Raw genomic sequence first — 19,023 nt, 5'->3', positions numbered from 1 at the left:
CCTCGGTCTGAGTGGTGCACCGCATTAGCTATATAGCGCTTATCCCTAACCGCCATTTTCAGGGCTTTCACTACGTTGTTTGCTTTCATGTCTTCACTCAAGTGATGCCCAACTATCTTGCGAGAACCCGCATCGGTCACTAGCGACAGATAGTGCACACCTTGGTCCGATTCAAGGTAGGTAATATCACTGACCAGCACATGTTCTGCATCATGCAATCCTTCCTCTTTCAACAGGTTCGGATGCTTCTTCATCCAGTGCTTGCTGAATGTCGTTTTGGTGAAGCTTCTCTTCGGTTTAATCAGCAAGCCCTCACGCTTCAAATAAGCGAATAGCCCATCTCGGCCAAGTTTAATGTTGTGTTCAAGTAGCTTAGGCTTTATCAACGCGTAGAGCTTACGCGTACCCAATCGTGGCATATATTTACGCCAGTATTGTACCCAGTCTTTGATGACCGATAACTCAGCTCTCCGACTTTCCATTCGGGCGACCGCCTGATAAATAGATTGTCGTGAAATACCAACAGCTCGACAGGCAGCGGCTAGATTTATTTCGCTTTTGGTTTTAGCTTGCCAGACGTACCGGATAGGTACTTTTTTCTAAGACCCGCTCCGTATTCATTGTCCATGATATCGACCATACCATTGAGGATTTGGTTACGTAGCTTCTCTTCAGCTAACTCTCGCTCAAGGCGTTTGATAGTTTCGGCGGGCGTTTCTTTTGAACTAGGCATAAGGGGATGCTGAAATGGTTTCGACCAATCGAGTCTACCATGCTTTCTGAGCCAAACCAGCACAGTTGAACGACCTTGAATACCAAAACGAGCTTGTGCTTGTTTGTATGTCATTTCGCCTTTTTCGACGCGCTCTACGATACCTAATTTAAAGGCTAAGGTGTAATCACGTTGTGTGCGCTTACGGCTTGAGTTGTTTGGTGTTGTCATAAAGAAGTCCTCTTTATGTCAACGTATTTCAGGACGAGACATAGGATACAAAAAAGCCCCTGTTCCACAACAGGGGCTTTTATTTGAGCTGAAACTGACGGGCTTACGCTAAAGATTGCAGGGTCGTGGCGTCAAATAAATGTGCAAAGTGACTGTCTAAATAAAGCTCACAATCACCGGGCTGCAAACTGTAGTCGGTTGCTGCTTCAACAATAATCTTTCTACCGCTTAACTCACCTCGCGCCAACATGGTGGCGCCCAATAATTCAATATTATTTAGCTTAGCTTTTACCTTAAGCCCTTGCCCTTCTGCCAGATTTTTCGGGTGCAGATAAATATCATTGGGACGCACTCCCAGCAATACTGCCTGACCATCACTCACCTTACCCTGATATTGTGACGGCAGGGTAATACGCTGCTGTTGAATATCTAGGTAGCTTTGCTCGCCTTGCTGCTTCACTTTGGCAGAGAACATATTCATCATTGGTGAGCCAATGAAACCAGCCACAAAGGTACTGCTAGGTTGAGTAAACACCTCGTAGGGAGTACCTATTTGCGCCACCACACCCTTATCTAATATCACGATGCGGTCAGCCAAAGTCATGGCCTCTACCTGATCGTGGGTTACATACAAAGTCGTCACACCCAGCTTGGTATGCAAATCTTTGATTTCTTGACGCATTTTGCCACGCAATTTGGCATCCAGGTTAGACAACGGCTCATCAAATAAGAACAATTTAGGCGTACGCACCATGGCCCGTCCCATTGCTACACGCTGGCGTTGACCTCCAGAAAGTTGCTTAGGTTTGCGCTGTAACAACTCTTTAAGTTGCAACATATCGGCCGCCCACTCTACCGCCTCTTCGATTTCTGGCTTGCTATAACCTTGTACCTTTAAGGCAAAAGCGATGTTTTGATACACCGTCATATGCGGGTACAAGGCATAACTTTGAAACACCATGGCTAAATCTCGGTCCTTGGGGTCAATTTCATTCAGGCATTTGTCGCCCATCATGATACGTCCCGAAGAAATACTCTCCAAACCGGCTACCATTCGTAAGATGGTAGATTTGCCACAGCCCGAAGCGCCGAGCAAAACTACAAACTCACCATCGTTTACCTCTAAATCGAAGCCCTTAACTACTTCTGTTTTACCAAAATTTTTTGTTAGTCCTTGAAACGACAGTGACGCCATAGTTATCCCTCTTTACGTTGTTTTAAAAAGCTTTGGAAGTACTTAGCACTTTGTTTAAGCACACGTTGTTGACTGGCATAGTCCACATACACCAAGCCAAAACGCTTATCGTAACCAAAGGCCCATTCAAAATTGTCCATCAAACTCCAAGCAAAATAGCCTTTAAGCTCTACCCCTTCAGCCATCGCCGCAGCCACCGCATCTAAATGAGACTGGTAATAGTCACAGCGTTGTTGGTCAATTACTTGGCCATTTTCTAGCTTGTCAGCACCAGCCATGCCATTTTCGGTAATATAAATAGGCGGTAACTGATAACGCTGATTTAACTTAGTGAGTAAGTGAGTAAACGCTTCAGGGCAAACTTCCCAGCCCATATCGGTGCGCTCTACGCCGGCTAAACGCACGTGCTCAGGCCCATGGTCACCGGCTTTGATCACATGGCGGGTATAATAGTTGATTCCCAGAAAATCGATGGGCTGCTGAATAATTGCCAAATCGCCCGGCAAAATGGTGGGCCACCATAGCGGCTGCTGCTGACGGATTGCTTCTGGGTAAGTGCCTTCTACTAACGGCTGTAAGAACCAGTGAATACCCTGTTGCTCGTCAAAATCGGCGGCTTCTACATCGGCCTGATTACTTGGGTCAGCCGGATAAGCTGGGGCAAAGTTTAATACTATGCCGTGCTGGGCCTTAGGCGCATTTTCACGCATCTTGGGCAAAGCCAAACCATGGGCTAACAATAGATGATGAGCAGCCTGAAAGCCCCATTTGTCATCTTTTAAGCCCGGAGCATGATCGCCAAAGCGGTAACCTAAAAAGGCACTACAGAAGGGTTCGTTAAAGGTAGCATAACTGTAAACATCATCACCCAGCGCTTGAGTCATGATGTCAGCGAATTCGGCAAATTTATAAGCTGTTTCACGGTTCAACCAACCACCGCGGTCTTCTAGGTATTGCGGTAAATCCCAGTGATATAAAGTGACAAAAGGCTTAATCCCTAGCGAATTGAGTTTAGCGATAAGACGCTGATAAAAGGCGACGCCTTTTTGGTTAACCTGCCCTTCCTGAGGCATGATACGTGGCCAAGCAATCGATAAACGGTAAGCATCCACACCTAGTTCAGCAATTAATTCTAAATCCTGCTCCCAACGGTGGTAGTGATCACAAGCTACTGAACCATCATCCCCGTTAGCCACTTTTCCGGGCGTCGCACAAAAACGGTCCCAAATAGATTCACAGCGGCCATCTTCTTGATTAGCGCCTTCAATTTGAAAAGATGCTGTCGCCACACCAAAAATAAAATCAGAGCGACGAAATGGAGATGATTCGGGAAAAGCAAAAGACATACAAAACCTCAATAAAGCGCCTCACTGGCCGCCATTTTTCTTAAAACAAGATAACCAGCCGAACGACTAGTCGGTTACTGTTAATGCTTGGTTCAAGTGGCCAAGCATTAACACTAAGAGATAGGGAGGCCATTTTAAATAAGACCCCATAAAGCTAAAGCACGATATAGAACAACTAACTACGTGGCGCGGCGGTTGACTCCCGAACGACTAAACTAGGCTCTAATTGCACGCCATTAGTTAAGTCTTGATCCAAACTATTAAGCACCATATTAGCGGCAGCAATGCCCATCTCCACAATCGGAAAACGAATGGTGGTTAACTTCGGTCGCAAATAACGAGAGTAAAACATGTCATCGTAACCCACTACCGAAATGCGCTCGCCCGGTGCTTCATTAGTACGCGATAAAATATCGTAAACACTAATCGCGATATTATCGTTACCACATACCACCGCTGTAAAATCAATATCACGCTGAAACAACTTAGCCGCCGCTTTATTACCACCGTCTTCCTGGAACAAGCCTTCTACAATTAATTGCGGATCATATTCAATTCCCGCTTCACTCAAGGCATTGCGATAACCTTGTAAACGCTCGCGTGCATCAAGGTGAATCAAGGGCCCGGTGATAGAAGCGATTTTAGTATGCCCCAAATCAATCAAGTGCTTGGTTGCCAAATAGCCGCCGAGTTCGTTATTTAAGTAAATACACCGCTCGGCCAATTCTGGTACGTAACGGTTCAATACATAAATGTTCGGGTACTGTTTGCAGAGTTCAATCACCTCGTCATCGGTCATCGCCTGAACCACCAGCAAAATCGCATCAACTCGTCGTGAATGCAGAAAACGCACCGCTTCACGTTCTTGTTCAATATGATCGTCACCACTGGTAGCGATAAGATGCTGGCCATGCTTACGCAATACCGTTTCAATACTTTGCATCATTGGACCAAAGAATGGCCCCGACAAGGTACCTACCACAATACCAACGCTGTATGAACGGTTAGTTGCCAAAGCTTGAGCAAAAGAGTTAGGTTGATAACCCAACTTCTCCATCGCCGCCTGTACACGTTCCCGATTAACCGCAGAGACTTTATTGTTGCCGTTCATCACTCGTGAAACAGTCGCTTGCGAAACCCCCGCGAGATCAGAGACCTCCTTAATCGTTGCCATTAAATACTCTAGCCTCTCTTATTTTTAAGCGCTCAACACCGCCAGCACGAGCCCAAAAAACCCGCCCTCGTGAAAGCGCTTTCCCATAATATGACGAAACAAGGTCATTGCTGTCAAATACCTTTATATGCAGCCAAGCTGATATGTGAGCGGCTGCAAAGTTTACAATTGCCCGATGAAAGTTAGACCTGCAACCAAAAGGTCATCGGCCCATCATTTACCAAAGACACCTGCATATCACAGCCAAAACGACCGGTTTCGGTAGCCAAGCCGCGATCTTTGCACGCATCAATAAAAAACTCGTACAAGAACTCGGCTTGCTCAGGACTGGCTCCTCGAGAAAAGCCCGGTCTAAGCCCTTTATCAGTGTCAGCCACTAGGGTAAATTGAGATACCACTAAGACACTGCCACCTACTTGTTGTACGTTGAGATTGGTTTTTCCCTGTTGGTCGGCAAAGATGCGATACTTACTCACCTTCTCACATAATTTAATCGCCTTGGCCTGGTCGTCACCCTGCTCCACGCCTAGTAATATCAATAAGCCAGTATCAATAGCTCCGGTGGTTTGCTGATCCACCGTGACGCTGGCCTGCTTTACCCGCTGAATAAGGGCAATCATTACTCTTCCTCTACCTCTGTTACTTGATTATCTGAAGACTGTGCGTCTTGGTTAAACTCACCCAAAGCCGCGGTAATTTCTGCGCCCAATAACACCACTATCCAACTTAAATACACCCATAGGAATAAAATGGGGATGGCCGCTAGGGCACCATAAATCACTTGGTAAGAAGGAAAAGACGATACATAAAAGGCAAAGCCGCGTTTTCCCAATTCAAAGACTAAGGCTGCCACCACCGCGCCACTCAAACCATGTAAAAAGCGGATCGACTTATTCGGCACCAATAAATACAACAGGCAAAATGCGCCGATGGAAAACAGTAAGGGAACGGTTCGTAGTAAGGTATTCCAGATACCTAATAGGGTTTCATCGGCAAACAATTGAATTGAAAAGATATAAGAACTCAATGCCAAGCTGCCGCCCATTAACAAAGGGCCTAGAGTTAAAATCATCCAATACATTGGGAAGGCGCTGCGCCAGCGGCGCTTTTTGGTGACGCGCCAAATCATGTTTAAGCTATTGTCGATACTAGAAATCAGCATTAACGCCACTACGGCTAGGGCGGCAATCCCCACCGCGGTCATCTTCGAGGCATTTTCCACAAAAGCGCGTAAGCTATGTTTGACCACTTCACCTGAGGCCGGAACAAAATTGCTAAAAACGAAGTCTTCTATCAGAGTCTGAAACCCGGAAAACACCGGAAAGGCACTAATAATCGAGAAAGTCACCGCCACTAGTGGCACCAACGATAACAAACTCACGTAGGCCAAGGAGCCGGCAATCATGGTTAACTTATCGTGTTTTATTCTGTCGATTAAAAAGCTTAAAAATGCCTTGCTTTGCTGAAAAGAAAACGGCCAATTCGGCGTCTTCATGATGCGACTCATGGTTAGTATTAATCCTTTACTTAATATGTTGCTAGAATGACCCAGTTATACTGGCAACTCAAGTACAAGCCCCGATTTTAGCTCGTAATGAGGTACTTGTGGCCTGATGTTTTTTTGAACTAAGTCACATAAGGTGCTAGACTCCCGCCCCATTTCGTTTCCTTGTTAATGGATTCTATAGAAACATGTTTGAATTTCCCAAGTTTCGCGGAGCGACGGTCAAGAATGACCTGCTTTCCGGATTAACTGTGGCTTTGGCGCTGGTGCCAGAAGCCGTCGCCTTCGCTTTTGTTGCCGGAGTTGAACCTCTGGTTGGCTTATATGCCGCCTTTATGGTGGGTTTAATTACCGCATTAATCGGTGGCCGCCCAGGCATGATTTCCGGCGCCACAGGTGCCTTAGCCGTAGTAATGGTGGCACTGGTTGCTGACCATGGCGTGGAATACTTGTTTGCCACCGTAGTGTTAATGGGCTGCTTACAGATACTAGCCGGCGTATGTCACTTGGGTAAGTTTATCCGCATGGTGCCGCATCCGGTGATGCTGGGTTTTGTTAACGGCTTAGCCATCGTTATTTTTCTCGCGCAACTGGGCCAATTCCAAGTTCCCAATGCCTTTGGCGAAATGGAATGGATGCAAGGCAGTCAACTGTGGATCATGCTGGGCTTAGTCGCTATAACCATGGCGGTGATTCACTTTCTACCGATGCTCACCAGCGCAGTACCGGCCTCTTTGGTGGCGATTGTCGGCGTGACCTTAGCGGTACAGCTACTCAACCTAGATACCCGCACCGTGGTAGACTTTGTTCGCGGCATGACCGGTGACGCTAATGCCACTATTGCCGGTGGGCTACCTAGCTTCGCCATTCCCAGCGTGCCCTTCAACTTAGAAACGCTGAAGATCATTTTCCCTTACGCCATCGTATTGGCAGCCATTGGTTTGATTGAGTCCTTGTTAACTCTCACCGTGGTTGACGAAATGACCGGCACCCGTGGCCATGGTAACAAAGAATGTATTGGTCAAGGCGTGGCCAACGTCACCACTGGTTTCTTCGGTGGTATGGGCGGCTGTGCCATGATCGGTCAAAGCATGATTAACATCCGCTCCGGTGGTCGGGGCCGTTTGTCCGGCATTACCGCTGCTTTAGCTCTACTGTGCTTCATTCTATTTGGTTCGGCACTGATTGAAATGATCCCGCTAGCGGCCTTGGTAGGAGTGATGTTCATGGTAGTGCTCGGCACCTTTGAATGGGCCAGCCTAAGAATGATTAACAAGGTACCCAAAGCCGATTTCTTTGTGATTGTTTTGGTATCGGTGGTGACGGTATTCACCGACTTGGCAATTGCGGTATTTGTTGGGGTGATCGTATCGGCCTTAGTATTTGCTTGGAAACACGCCAAACACATCTATGTAACCACCAGCAGTGTTGATGAAAACCACAAGGTTTACCAATTAGAAGGGCCTTTATTCTTTGGCTCTACCGCCAACTTTTTAGAGCTGTTTGACGCCAACAATGACCCTAAAGATGTGGTTATCGACTTTGCCAACTCACGAGTCAGTGACCACTCAGCCATTGAAGCCATCGACACCTTGGCCGAACGCTACGAAAAAGCCGGTAAAACCCTGCACTTAAAACACCTTAGCCCAGAGTGTCGTAAGTTATTAACCAAGGCGGGTAGCTCAGTTGAAGTGAACTTAATTGAAGACCCAAGCTATAAAGTCGCCACCGACGCGCTAGATAACTAAACATCGCTTGGTGATTCCTTAAAACCGCTAACTGTAGTCAGTTAGCGGTTTTTTTCTATAAACAGCTCTATAACTGCATTGCTAAGCCTAAGCGAGCTAATCTCTTGTCTCCTCGCGATGAGTAAAACTGAGTTTTAACCTACTGTGACCGAAGTGGTAACTCAGGATAGTCCGCCTACATCGCAACGCTCAGTCTAGCGGGTGAAGCAAGATTTTCCGATCAACAACAAGCGCACAATTCAAGTAAACGGCATTATCCTAGGGCCATAATTTTGTTTTGCTAAATCAGCCCACAACAATAATTGGTAGTTCTCAGTATTACTAATACAACACCGCCAGCCACAGCACTCCTAAACAAAGAATAAATAAGCTAATAATTTTAATAATATAACTCGCCTTAACAGCGAAAACAGCAATGACGCTTTTATCAGCTTATGCTAGATTAATAAGGTCTTCGTAACCCAAGGTATACGCGTGTTAAATACCACCTTAAGCAATATAGGCTTGGTGATATACGTCCTGCTGATTACCCTTGTCACCTTTCAAGTGATCCTAAAACGCAGAGCAGTAGGCGTCACCCTTAGCTGGTTGTTATTGATCTTTGTGTTGCCCCTATTTGGCGTGATTTGCTATCAATTATTTGGCGAGCGCTACCTTGGACGACTTCGCGCCAAACGCGCGCGCATGATGGAAGTTAAATATAAACAGCGCATCGAACAATTTAGCCGCTCCCCCCATGCGGTGCAGCATTCAGGCTCAACTCAAGCAGAGCCTTTAAATAATCTCACTCGTCGTCTGCTTGGGCTGCCCATTTTGGGTGGCAATAAACTACAAAACTTTCAAGACTCGTTAGCCACCTTACAGCAGCTATGCGCAGACATAAAACTTGCCCAGCACACTATCTACATGGAATTTTACATAGTGCAGCCAGGCGGGCTGGTTGATCCGGTATTGCAAGAACTGGTAGCGGCAGACAAGCGAGGGGTAAAAGTCTACCTATTGGCAGACTCGGTAGGCTCAAATCAATTCCTTAAGTCATCGCTGTGTAAATCACTAAGGAAACAAGGTTTAAACATTGTTGACGCGCTGCACGCCAACCCAGTGCGGATGTTATTGCAACGCGTTGATTTAAGATTACACCGTAAAATCGTCGCCATCGATCAGCGTATCGCCTATAGCGGTTCCATGAACTTGGTCGATCCTCGCTACTTTAATCAGCAGCGCGGCCTAGGCCAATGGGTCGATCTAATGCTAAGGGTAGAAGGGCCTGCCGCACTTAATTTGCAAGCGGTCGTGGCCTACGACATTGAGATGGAAACCGGATATGCCGCCATCGAACAGCTGGATTTAAACCAAGTTCAAGTCAGCTATGGGCAGCAAAAAATGCAAATCATGCCCTCGGGGCCGGGGATCTTTGGTGACCACGTGATTCAATTGCTACTGTGCTCTATTTATGCAGCGAAACGGCAAATCGTACTCACTAGCCCCTACTTTGTTCCCGATGAAAGCCTACAGATGGCACTGGTAACGGCAGCTAGCCGAGGGGTAGAAGTGATTCTAATTCTACCGGCAAGAAACGATTCCCGCTTGGTGCGTTACGCCAGCCACTCCTTCTATCAGCAACTACTTGATGTGGGGGTTAATATTTTTCGATTTAAGGGCGGCTTGCTACATACCAAAAGCCTATTAATAGACCAGCAAATTGCTCTGGTGGGTACGGTTAACTTAGATATGCGCAGCTTTTGGCTCAACTTTGAGGTGACCTCGATTATTGATGACCCCGCCTACGCCGAAGATCTGTATCGAATTATTCAAGACTACCTAAAACAAAGCAGCCGCATCAATCCCATCGCTTGGCGAAAACGTCCCATCTATCACCGCCTCATAGAAAACGTCATCCATATTTTTAGCCCGCTGTTATAGGCTAAAACTTCGCCAAGCAACAGCATAAAGCCGCCAAAATCCTGAAATAAAAATGAAATTTTGGTAAGCTTTTCATACCTAAAGCAATGCGCCAAAGCACAAATCAAGCAATGAAACATTAAAATTGGGTGACCACTTACTTAAAAGGCTATCTAATTAACCTCCGAGTTATTAGTCGATTCGAGCTAGCTAAGCTTCGTGAATCAGGGAATAAAATAAGGTTTTCCAGTGAGCCATCAGCAGCAGAGCAGCATTGCCCCTCGTAAACACGCTTATTCAGCTTCCTCAGTGAAACAACTGACGCTGATGCACCAGGGCGAAGTGCTTGCACAACGCTATCAGCGTTATTTTCAGGCCAGTATTGCCTGTGATGAGCATGACTTACGCAATATTTTCCAGCTACGCCATCGAGTGTACTGCGAAGAGTTTCAGTTTGAACCAAGTAATGCCCTACAACTAGAGCGAGATCAATACGATAGCTACTCTCACTTTTGCCGAGTACAACACCTCAATTCGGGTTTAGATGCGGGTTGCCTAAGACTGGTTAATCCGAATAGTCAGCAAAGCCTACCCTTACTGGATGCTTGTAGTTCGGCGATTACCGATCGTAAGCTGCACCCTGATAATTTTGCTAAAGAAGATATTTGTGAAGTATCACGAGTGGCCTTAGATGGCTTGTTTCGTCGCCGTCGCATCGATCAGCAATATGGCGCTAGACCTTCTGGAGTCGGCTTAGATCGCTTTAGTGATAAAGAACTGCGCACCTTTCCCTACATCAGCATCAGCCTATACCTAGCCGCATCGATCATCGCTGAGCATAGCGGAATAAAACATGCCTATGTGATGGTAGAACCCAAACTGGCACGCAGCTTGTCACTATTTGGCATCAAAATGACTCGGGTCGGACCCGATATCGATTATCACGGTATCCGCGCCGCTTATCACATCACCATTGAACGCTTTCAAAGCTATTTACCGCTGCTTTATCAACCCTTGTTTGAGCTGATCAAGCAAAATATCCATGCCAGTATGGGCTTATTGCCCCACCCGAACTGAGTCAGGACAACGGTGTAGCGCTTAAATCCTTGTAGGGCTCATTGCCTCGCCCCTTTTTAGTGCATTAAAAAAGGCAGCCTAAGCTGCCTTAATCTTGCTGATTCAAGTTCCGCTTAAGCTTTAGGCGGACGAGAAGCACGTTTACGTTCATTTTCGGTTAAGTGGCGCTTACGAATACGAATATTCTGAGGCGTCACCTCAACTAATTCATCGTCATCGATAAATTCTAGCGCTTGCTCAAGCGTCATCACAATCGGTGGCGTTAGCACCTGTGCTTCGTCTGTACCGGAAGCACGAACGTTAGTTAATTGCTTACCTTTAAGACAGTTCACGGTAAGGTCGTTATCGCGGCTGTGAATACCCACAACTTGACCTTCATACACTTCATCAGCATGTTTGGTGAATAAGCGGCCACGCTCTTGCAAATTAAACAAGGCGTAAGTCAAGGCTTTACCGGTAGCATTAGAGATCAATACGCCGTTTTGACGCTGACCAATAGTACCGCCTTTGTGTGGACCGTAATGATCAAAGGTATGGTACAACAAGCCAGAACCCGAAGTCAGGGTCATGAACTCGGTTTGGAAACCAATTAAACCGCGAGAAGGGATCATAAAGTCCATACGCACACGGCCTTTGCCGTCTGGTGCCATATCGGTCAACTCACCCTTACGTAAGCCAATTTGCTCCATGATGCTACCTTGATGCTCTTCTTCCACATCAATGGTCACCACTTCATAAGGTTCTTGTAACTTGCCATCAACGGTGCGAAGAATTACTTCTGGGCGTGATACCGCTAGCTCAAAACCTTCACGGCGCATGTTTTCGATAAGAATACCTAGGTGCAGTTCACCACGACCCGATACACGGAACTTATCTGGATCATCAGTTTCTTCTACACGTAGGGCTACGTTATGTACTAGCTCCTGCTGCAAACGCTCCAAAATATTACGTGAAGTCACGTACTTGCCTTCTTTACCGGCAAAAGGAGAAGTATTTACTTGGAAGGTCATGGTCACAGTAGGTTCATCAACTGACAACGCAGGCAAAGCTTCAACATTGCTTTGATCACAAATAGTGTCGGAAATTTTCAACTCACCCAAACCAGTGATAGCAATAATATCACCCGCATTCGCTTCGGTGACTTCGTGACGTTCTAAACCTAAGTAACCTAATACTTGACCAACTTTACCGTTACGGGTTTTACCATCGGCACCCACTACGGTCACTTGTTGATTCGTTTTCACAGAGCCACGCGATACGCGCCCCACACCGATTACACCTACGTAAGAGTTGTAGTCAAGCTGAGAGATTTGCATCTGCAAGCCTTCACCACTTTTCGCTTCAGGTGGTGCAACGTTATCAACGATGGCTTGGAACAAAGCTTCCATGTTGTCGGTTTGTACGCCCTCTTCAGAGCTAGCCCAACCATTCAGGGCTGAAGCGTAAACCACTTGGAAGTCTAACTGCTCGTCAGTTGCACCAAGGTTATCGAATAAATCAAATACCTGATCCATTACCCAGTCAGGGCGAGCACCGGGCTTATCGATTTTGTTAATCACCAAAATCGGTTTTAGACCTTGCGCAAACGCTTTTTGAGTTACAAAACGGGTCTGTGGCATTGGGCCTTCTTGGGCATCTACCAACAATAATACCGAATCAACCATAGACAATACGCGCTCTACCTCACCACCGAAATCAGCGTGTCCAGGAGTATCAACGATGTTAATGTGGTAATCATTCCACTCAATCGCCGTATTCTTGGCCAAAATGGTAATACCACGTTCTTTTTCAAGATCGTTTGAGTCCATCACTCGCTCTTCCGCATCTCCACGTGTTTGGAGAGTGCCCGATTGCTGCAATAACTTGTCCACCAAGGTAGTTTTACCATGGTCAACGTGAGCAATAATGGCGATGTTTCTTAACTTATCTAGCACGGCTTTCAGCCCTTCATAAAGTGAGGTAAAAAGAAAAAGTGCGCTATTGTACATATAAACGACAAATTCTCATAGTTTTAAGTTGATCACGGTTTCTAATCTGTCCGATTGAGGTATTATGGATAGGGCTAACAACTCAATGCACCAACATGGACAAACAAAGCACCACAATAGTGCACAGATTTGCACTATATTGATGCCTGTGGCGATAAACAAACCGAATATCAAAGCGTTACGTCTTGGCATAGTTTTAGCTTGATGCAAAACAACGACGATTACTCGTAAAAATAAATACTAATTAAATCGATTGAACCATCAATTTTGATGACACCGGAGGTTAAAAACATGTCTGCAGAAGTTTTAGCTTTGCTTAAAGAGCAAGAAGTTAAATTTGTTGACCTACGCTTTACTGATACAAAAGGTAAAGAACAACACGTATCTATTCCATCTCACCAAGTTGACGAAGATTTCTTCACCGACGGCAAAATGTTTGATGGTTCTTCAATTGCCGGCTGGAAAGGCATTAACGAGTCAGACATGGTATTGATGCCTGATTCAAGCACTGCGGTACTAGACCCCTTCACAGAAGAAACTACACTAAACATCCGTTGTGACGTGTTAGAGCCTGCAACTATGCAAGGTTATGATCGTGACCCACGTTCTGTAGCTAAGCGTGCTGAAGAGTACATGCGTGCTTCTGGTATTGCTGATACTGCTTACTTCGGTCCAGAGCCAGAGTTCTTCCTATTTGATGACGTTAAGTACAAATCTGACATGTCAGGCTCTATGTACAAAATTGATGCTGACGAAGCTAGCTGGAACTCAGACAAATCTTTCGAAGATGGCAACACTGGTCACCGTCCAGGCGTGAAAGGCGGTTACTTTCCAGTAGCTCCTGTTGACTCTTCTCAAGACATTCGCTCTGCTATGTGTCTTGTTATGGAAGAGATGGGCCTAACTGTTGAAGCTCATCACCACGAAGTAGCAACCGCTGGTCAAAACGAGATCGCAACTAAGTTTAATACCATCATCGGCAAAGCTGATGAAACTCAAATCCTTAAGTATGTTATCCACAACGTTGCTCATGCCTACGGCAAAACAGCAACCTTCATGCCTAAACCTATTGTAGGTGATAACGGTAGTGGTATGCACGTTCACCAATCTATCTGGAAAGATGGTCAAAACTTGTTTGCTGGCGACCTATACGGCGGCCTATCTGAAACTGCTCTATTCTACATTGGCGGTATCATCAAGCACGCTAAAGCATTGAACGCGTTCACCAACGCTTCAACTAACTCTTACAAGCGTTTAGTACCTGGCTTCGAAGCCCCTGTTATGTTGGCTTACTCTGCGCGTAACCGTTCTGCTTCTATCCGTATTCCAGTGGTTCCATCTCCAAAAGCACGTCGTATCGAAGTTCGCTTCCCTGACCCAACAGCTAACCCATACCTAGCCTTCGCAGCTATGTTGATGGCTGGCCTAGACGGAATTAAGAACAAGATCCACCCTGGCGATGCAATGGACAAAGACTTGTACGATCTACCAGCTGAAGAAGCTGCAGCGATCCCACAAGTAGCGACTTCTCTAGAAGATGCATTGAAAAATCTAGACGCAGACCGTGAGTTCTTGACTGTTGGCGGCGTATTCTCTGATGACTACATCGATTCTTACATCGACTTGAAATCAGCTGATATCGAGCGTCTAAACATGACAACTCACCCAGTTGAGTTCGAAATGTACTACAGCGTTTAATAAAACGTTACTTAGCTTGAAAAACCCGCTTTAAAGCGGGTTTTTTTATTGCATTTTCATGGGATTACGCCCACCTTTAGCAACAATTAGGAGGAAGTGCGATGAACAAATGGTTGATAATATTACCCCTGCTGCTAGCGTCAATGACGGCAAGTACAGCAGACACCATCTATCAATGGGTAGATGAAAACGGCATTACCCACTTTTCCGACCGCCCTCAACAAGGGGCTACTAAGCTCAAGGTCGATGTGACTCCTCCTGCCACCAGCGGCCCTTTAGTTAGCCCAAGGCAAGCCATTAAAAAACCAAAAAAAGCCGTGAAAGATCAGGTCAATATAACCAACCCAAGCCATGAACAAACGGTTCGAGATAACCAAGGTCGGCTCAATGTTCGCGCCACAACCCAACCCGCCCCCTTAAATAACATGGGCTTCAAATTAATTTTAGATGGTATTCCGCAAGGACAGATCACCCCAATAGCTAACTTTCAGCTCACCAATATAGATCGGGGTGCACACACTATTAAAGTGCAGCTAGTCGATGAATCGGGCAAGAAAATTGCATCGTCTAGATCTATAACAGTATTTATGCACCGCGCTAACGCATCAGTAGGCGGAGCAACGGCAACAGGGGGAGGTTAATCAACCACTCTCTGCTTTTTAGGTTTATAATCCGTGCAAGCGCACCAAATTAGTGCGCACCATTCAGGAGAGAGTAGTGTTAGATATTTCTGGATTAAAGCGCTTAGTACTAGAGAACCAAGTTACCGCCATTGTGCTACTTGATGTTGCGTTAAAGATCCAATATGTCAATGCCTCAGCCGAACAGCTACTCGGCCAAAGCGCTAAGCGCCTGATTGGCGAACCACTAGATATGCAGGTCAAACATAGTTCGCTTGAACTTAGCAAACTCAACAGTCTTTGTAGTAATGGTCAAAGTTTTACCGACAACGAAGTTACCTTAGTTTTTGATAGCCACCATGCCTTAGTCGAGCTTTCTGCCACTCATATTGTTAACGGCAAAAAGAATTTGTTGATGCTGGAAATGCGGGCAATTGGCCAGCAAAAGAAAATATCTCAAGAACTCTACCAACACGCTCAGCAACAGGCGGCCAAAGAATTGGTTCGCGGACTGGCCCACGAAATTAAAAACCCCTTGGGCGGGCTACGCGGCGCAGCACAATTATTAGAGAAAGAACTAGTAAACCCTGAGTTAAAAGAGTTTACCGGCATCATCATTGAGCAAGCAGATCGACTACGTAAATTAGTTGATCGCCTATTGGGGCCACAGCGCCCAGGCACCCACGAGTTACATAACGTACACTCGGTGTTAGAGAAAGTTCGGCAACTGGTTAAGCTCGACCTACCAGCAGGTATCACCGTAGAGCGCGACTACGACCCCAGCATTCCCGACTTCGAAATGGACCATGAACAATTACTGCAAGCTTTTCTGAATATTGTTCAAAATGCGGTACAAGCCTTAGGGGAAAAAGGCGGCATCATCAATATTATTACCCGTACCGCCCATCAAGCCACCATTGCCGGGCAGCGCTATAAATTGGCTGCGGAGATCCGCATCGTTGATAACGGTCCGGGGATCCCAACCGAGTTACTTGATACCCTGTTTTACCCGATGGTTACTGGGCGCGAAGGGGGTACCGGTCTCGGTTTATCCATCTCACAGAATTTAATTAATCAGCATAAAGGGAAGATCGAATGCGCAAGTTGGCCAGGCCACACCGAGTTTACTATTCATCTTCCACTACGACGTTAAGGAAGTACTAGCATGGCAGCAACAATATGGGTGGTTGATGACGATAGCTCAATTCGTTGGGTCTTAGAAAAAGCACTTAAAACCGCGGGATATGACTGTTTAAGCTTTGCCGATGGCGAAATGATGCTTCAACAACTGGACTATGAGCAACCCGATGTAGTGATCTCAGATATTCGCATGCCCGGTATGGATGGCTTAAGCCTACTGGAAAAAATTCAAGCCCATCACCCCGATATGCCAGTAATCATTATGACCGCACACTCTGATCTCGATAGCGCCGTAAACGCTTACCAGAGAGGCGCATTTGAGTATCTTCCTAAACCTTTCGATATCGATGAAGCGGTGGCCCTTACTGAGCGAGCAGTGACAGTATCTCGCGAACATAAAGGTAATAAGGCCAATAACAAACCCAGCTCTCCAGCACCAGAGATTATTGGTGAAGCCCCGGCCATGCAGGAAGTGTTTCGCGCCATTGGCCGCCTTTCCCGCTCGAGTATTTCAGTGTTAATTAATGGTCAATCGGGAACCGGTAAAGAGTTAGTCGCCCACGCGCTACATAAGCACAGCCCACGCGCCAGCGGCAGCTTCATTGCGCTGAATATGGCAGCCATTCCTAAAGATTTAATTGAATCAGAACTGTTTGGTCATGAAAAAGGTGCCTTTACCGGGGCCAACAACATACGTCATGGACGATTTGAACAAGCCAACGGCGGCACCCTATTCCTCGATGAAATCGGCGACATGCCACTAGATATTCAAACCCGTTTATTGCGTGTCTTAGCCGATGGGCAATTTTACCGGGTAGGCGGACACTCACCGGTACAGGTAGATGTGCGGATCATCGCCGCAACTCACCAAAACTTAGAAAAGAAGGTTACCGAAGGCGATTTCCGAGAAGACTTATTCCACCGTTTAAATGTCATTCGAATTCACCTTCCCTCACTCTGCGAACGCCGTGAAGACATTCCCGCCTTAGCTAAGCACTTCCTTGAAATTGCCGCTAAAGAGCTAAATGTTGAAAGCAAGCTGCTACATAAAGATACCCAACGCTTTATGATGCAACTCGCTTGGCCGGGCAATGTGCGTCAATTAGAGAACGTCTGCCGCTGGTTAACCGTCATGGCCAGTGGCCAAGAAGTGTTACCTACCGACTTGCCACCCGAGTTAAGCCAACCGGTGATAACCGAACCGGGTGAAACAAGCGATGCGAACTGGCGAACCCTACTGAAAAGTTGGGTATCTCAGCAACTGGTGTCAGGACAAATCGATATTCTTAGTGAGGCCATGCCCGACTTTGAACGAATCATGCTCACCACCGCCTTAGAACATACTCACGGACACAAGCAAGAAGCCGCTCGGCTATTAGGCTGGGGACGTAATACCCTCACCCGTAAACTAAAAGAGCTAGATGTAGAAGCCTAGGCTTCAAACAGCATTAAAAAAGGAGAATCTTGGTTCTCCTTTTTTAATGTCTGCAACGGCATTAATCAGCTAAAAGGGCGCTCTTATACTTACAGCTTTTCTGAGGGCACACTTCGCGCTTACCAGCTGCAGTTTTTTTCACTACCAATAACGTCCAACCGCATTCAGGGCAAGGCTTAGCCAAGGGCTGATCATTCACCGCGTAAGAACATTTTGGGTAGGCATCACAGGCATAAAAGGTTTTCCCATAACGAGATTGCCTAGCTGCTAATTTACCTTTGTTACACGCTGGACAAGTTATATCAGGAGTCGTTGGTGCTTTCGGTTGAGCCGATTCAATATGCTGGCAAGTAGGAAAGGCGCTACAGCCAATAAACATGCCATAACGGCCCTGACGCAGCATCAACTCTTCTCCACACTCTGGACAAACAGTGCCAGGGAGTCGCTTTTCTAAGGAATGGTCTTGTTGATGAAGTGGCCGGCTATAATCACAGCGCGGATACTGGCTACAACCCAAAAACGGGCCTGACTTACTATTACGATGCTGCAGTTCACCACCGCATTTGGGGCAAACATCGTATTCTTTTTCTAAGGCGTGCTCATGGGCAGTAAATAATTTAGGGTCGATCTTAGACATGCTTACACCTCGTTAAACTGTGCTAAGCATAACAAAATAGTAGAAATAGGCTATTGATTAGAAGCAAGAGCAGCGTAATAGCAACAAAGCGGCTTGGCACACCGCTAGCTAGCGGCGCGCCTTATTAAGCGACTAGGGTGAACTAGTGAAGTGGTCCATCCCCTAGGTCAAACAACAATTCTTCCATCTGCTGATAGGCTGACTCACTGCCGGGAACATTAAATAGCACCATTAAAATGACCCATTTTAAGTCTTCCAGCTCCAACTCTGGCCCATCTAACTCCATCACTCTATCGATCACCATCTCGCGAGTCTCGGCATTCAGCACTTTCATTTGTTCCAAGAACAATAAAAAGCCACGGCAAGATACGTCCAACTTGGTAATCTCTTGGGCGGTATACACCCGAAGTGAAGGGAGTTCAGAAGGATTTAAATAAGGCTGCTTGTCGCTATCTTGCAACGAAGCAAGTTGCTCCAACCAATCTAAGGCCTTATAGATTTCTTCTTTATGAAACCCCGCCCGACTAAGCTCTTCAGTAAGCTCATCGTGATCCATCAACAGTTCTACATCACTATGTATGTAGGTTTCGAACAGATACATGAGGATATCAAACAT

At 46.3% G+C, this 19,023-nt stretch carries 15 protein-coding genes and 1 pseudogene; 7 read left to right on the top strand and 9 right to left on the bottom strand.

Going from position 1 to position 19,023, the window contains the following annotated elements:
• From ACQY6Q_RS16040 to ACQY6Q_RS16015, 6 genes and pseudogenes are all read right to left on the bottom strand, one after another.
• Window positions 1-943 (bottom strand): annotated as a pseudogene (locus ACQY6Q_RS16040) (IS3 family transposase); the annotation flags it as partial.
• A gap of 103 nt (window positions 944-1,046) precedes the next feature.
• Window positions 1,047-2,138 (bottom strand): ABC transporter ATP-binding protein, encoded by a 1,092-nt coding sequence (locus ACQY6Q_RS16035; RefSeq protein ID WP_427982961.1) that lies wholly within the window; start codon window positions 2,136-2,138, stop codon window positions 1,047-1,049.
• A 2-nt stretch (window positions 2,139-2,140) separates the two neighbouring features.
• The gene (locus tag ACQY6Q_RS16030; RefSeq protein ID WP_427982960.1) at window positions 2,141-3,484 is read right to left on the bottom strand and encodes a GH1 family beta-glucosidase; all 1,344 of its coding nucleotides are present in this window, start codon (window positions 3,482-3,484) and stop codon (window positions 2,141-2,143) included.
• A 175-nt stretch (window positions 3,485-3,659) separates the two neighbouring features.
• On the bottom strand, window positions 3,660-4,658 hold the full coding sequence (locus tag ACQY6Q_RS16025) for a LacI family DNA-binding transcriptional regulator (RefSeq protein ID WP_427982957.1): 999 nt from the start codon (window positions 4,656-4,658) through the stop codon (window positions 3,660-3,662).
• A gap of 182 nt (window positions 4,659-4,840) precedes the next feature.
• Window positions 4,841-5,278 carry a D-aminoacyl-tRNA deacylase gene (dtd, locus tag ACQY6Q_RS16020; RefSeq protein WP_427982955.1) on the bottom strand — a complete coding sequence of 146 codons (438 nt, stop codon included), beginning with the start codon at window positions 5,276-5,278 and terminating at the stop codon, window positions 4,841-4,843.
• The gene (locus ACQY6Q_RS16015; protein ID WP_427982952.1) at window positions 5,278-6,165 is read right to left on the bottom strand and encodes a virulence factor BrkB family protein; all 888 of its coding nucleotides are present in this window, start codon (window positions 6,163-6,165) and stop codon (window positions 5,278-5,280) included. The genes dtd and ACQY6Q_RS16015 overlap by 1 nt, the downstream gene beginning before the upstream one ends.
• A gap of 185 nt (window positions 6,166-6,350) precedes the next feature.
• Here ACQY6Q_RS16015 and ACQY6Q_RS16010 point away from each other — a divergent pair, with 185 nt between their 5' ends.
• From ACQY6Q_RS16010 to ACQY6Q_RS16000, 3 genes are all read left to right on the top strand, one after another.
• Complete coding sequence (locus ACQY6Q_RS16010; protein WP_427982950.1) at window positions 6,351-7,910, top strand: SulP family inorganic anion transporter; 1,560 nt, start codon at window positions 6,351-6,353, stop codon at window positions 7,908-7,910.
• A gap of 474 nt (window positions 7,911-8,384) precedes the next feature.
• On the top strand, window positions 8,385-9,833 hold the full coding sequence (cls, locus tag ACQY6Q_RS16005) for a cardiolipin synthase (protein ID WP_427982948.1): 1,449 nt from the start codon (window positions 8,385-8,387) through the stop codon (window positions 9,831-9,833).
• Window positions 9,834-10,061: 228 nt separating this feature from the next.
• A complete protein-coding gene (locus ACQY6Q_RS16000) occupies window positions 10,062-10,889 on the top strand; it encodes a PEP-CTERM/exosortase system-associated acyltransferase (RefSeq protein WP_427982946.1) in 828 nt (275 codons plus the stop codon).
• Window positions 10,890-11,002: 113 nt separating this feature from the next.
• Here ACQY6Q_RS16000 and typA read toward each other — a convergent pair whose 3' ends face one another.
• On the bottom strand, window positions 11,003-12,877 hold the full coding sequence (gene typA / locus ACQY6Q_RS15995; protein WP_427982944.1) for a translational GTPase TypA: 1,875 nt from the start codon (window positions 12,875-12,877) through the stop codon (window positions 11,003-11,005).
• Window positions 12,878-13,168: 291 nt separating this feature from the next.
• Here typA and glnA point away from each other — a divergent pair, with 291 nt between their 5' ends.
• The 4 genes from glnA (at window position 13,169) to glnG (ending at window position 17,770) form a co-directional block, all read left to right on the top strand.
• A complete protein-coding gene (glnA, locus tag ACQY6Q_RS15990; RefSeq protein WP_427982941.1) occupies window positions 13,169-14,575 on the top strand; it encodes a glutamate--ammonia ligase in 1,407 nt (468 codons plus the stop codon).
• Between the two features lie 101 nt (window positions 14,576-14,676).
• On the top strand, window positions 14,677-15,216 hold the full coding sequence (locus ACQY6Q_RS15985; protein WP_427982939.1) for a DUF4124 domain-containing protein: 540 nt from the start codon (window positions 14,677-14,679) through the stop codon (window positions 15,214-15,216).
• Between the two features lie 76 nt (window positions 15,217-15,292).
• Window positions 15,293-16,348: a nitrogen regulation protein NR(II) gene (gene glnL, locus ACQY6Q_RS15980; RefSeq protein WP_427982936.1), complete on the top strand. Its 1,056-nt coding sequence runs from the start codon at window positions 15,293-15,295 to the stop codon at window positions 16,346-16,348.
• A gap of 12 nt (window positions 16,349-16,360) precedes the next feature.
• Window positions 16,361-17,770 (top strand): nitrogen regulation protein NR(I), encoded by a 1,410-nt coding sequence (glnG, locus tag ACQY6Q_RS15975; RefSeq protein WP_427982934.1) that lies wholly within the window; start codon window positions 16,361-16,363, stop codon window positions 17,768-17,770.
• A 61-nt stretch (window positions 17,771-17,831) separates the two neighbouring features.
• Here glnG and ACQY6Q_RS15970 read toward each other — a convergent pair whose 3' ends face one another.
• Together ACQY6Q_RS15970 and ACQY6Q_RS15965 are read right to left on the bottom strand one after the other, a co-directional pair.
• Window positions 17,832-18,407 (bottom strand): DNA topoisomerase family protein, encoded by a 576-nt coding sequence (locus ACQY6Q_RS15970; protein ID WP_427982931.1) that lies wholly within the window; start codon window positions 18,405-18,407, stop codon window positions 17,832-17,834.
• Window positions 18,408-18,549: 142 nt separating this feature from the next.
• Window positions 18,550-19,023, bottom strand: coding sequence for a DUF494 family protein (locus ACQY6Q_RS15965; protein WP_055733208.1), 474 nt, complete (start codon window positions 19,021-19,023; stop codon window positions 18,550-18,552).

Origin of the sequence: Agarivorans sp. (genome assembly GCF_050295395.1) — a bacterium.
Taxonomy (GTDB): Bacteria; Pseudomonadota; Gammaproteobacteria; order Enterobacterales; family Celerinatantimonadaceae; genus Agarivorans.
This window is presented reverse-complemented; position numbering and strand designations above follow the sequence as displayed.

Bases quoted from the DNA above. Each gene is read 5' to 3' on its own strand.
- ACQY6Q_RS16035 (WP_427982961.1), bottom strand. From the start codon at position 2,138: ATGGCGTCACTGTCGTTTCAAGGACTAACAAAAAATTTTGGTAAAACA.
- ACQY6Q_RS16030 (WP_427982960.1), bottom strand. From the start codon at position 3,484: ATGTCTTTTGCTTTTCCCGAATCATCTCCATTTCGTCGCTCTGATTTT.
- ACQY6Q_RS16025 (WP_427982957.1), bottom strand. From the start codon at position 4,658: ATGGCAACGATTAAGGAGGTCTCTGATCTCGCGGGGGTTTCGCAAGCG.
- dtd (WP_427982955.1), bottom strand. From the start codon at position 5,278: ATGATTGCCCTTATTCAGCGGGTAAAGCAGGCCAGCGTCACGGTGGAT.
- ACQY6Q_RS16015 (WP_427982952.1), bottom strand. From the start codon at position 6,165: ATGAGTCGCATCATGAAGACGCCGAATTGGCCGTTTTCTTTTCAGCAA.
- ACQY6Q_RS16010 (WP_427982950.1), top strand. From the start codon at position 6,351: ATGTTTGAATTTCCCAAGTTTCGCGGAGCGACGGTCAAGAATGACCTG.
- typA (WP_427982944.1), bottom strand. From the start codon at position 12,877: ATGTACAATAGCGCACTTTTTCTTTTTACCTCACTTTATGAAGGGCTG.
- glnA (WP_427982941.1), top strand. From the start codon at position 13,169: ATGTCTGCAGAAGTTTTAGCTTTGCTTAAAGAGCAAGAAGTTAAATTT.
- ACQY6Q_RS15985 (WP_427982939.1), top strand. From the start codon at position 14,677: ATGAACAAATGGTTGATAATATTACCCCTGCTGCTAGCGTCAATGACG.
- glnG (WP_427982934.1), top strand. From the start codon at position 16,361: ATGGCAGCAACAATATGGGTGGTTGATGACGATAGCTCAATTCGTTGG.
- ACQY6Q_RS15970 (WP_427982931.1), bottom strand. From the start codon at position 18,407: ATGTCTAAGATCGACCCTAAATTATTTACTGCCCATGAGCACGCCTTA.
- ACQY6Q_RS15965 (WP_055733208.1), bottom strand. From the start codon at position 19,023: ATGTTTGATATCCTCATGTATCTGTTCGAAACCTACATACATAGTGAT.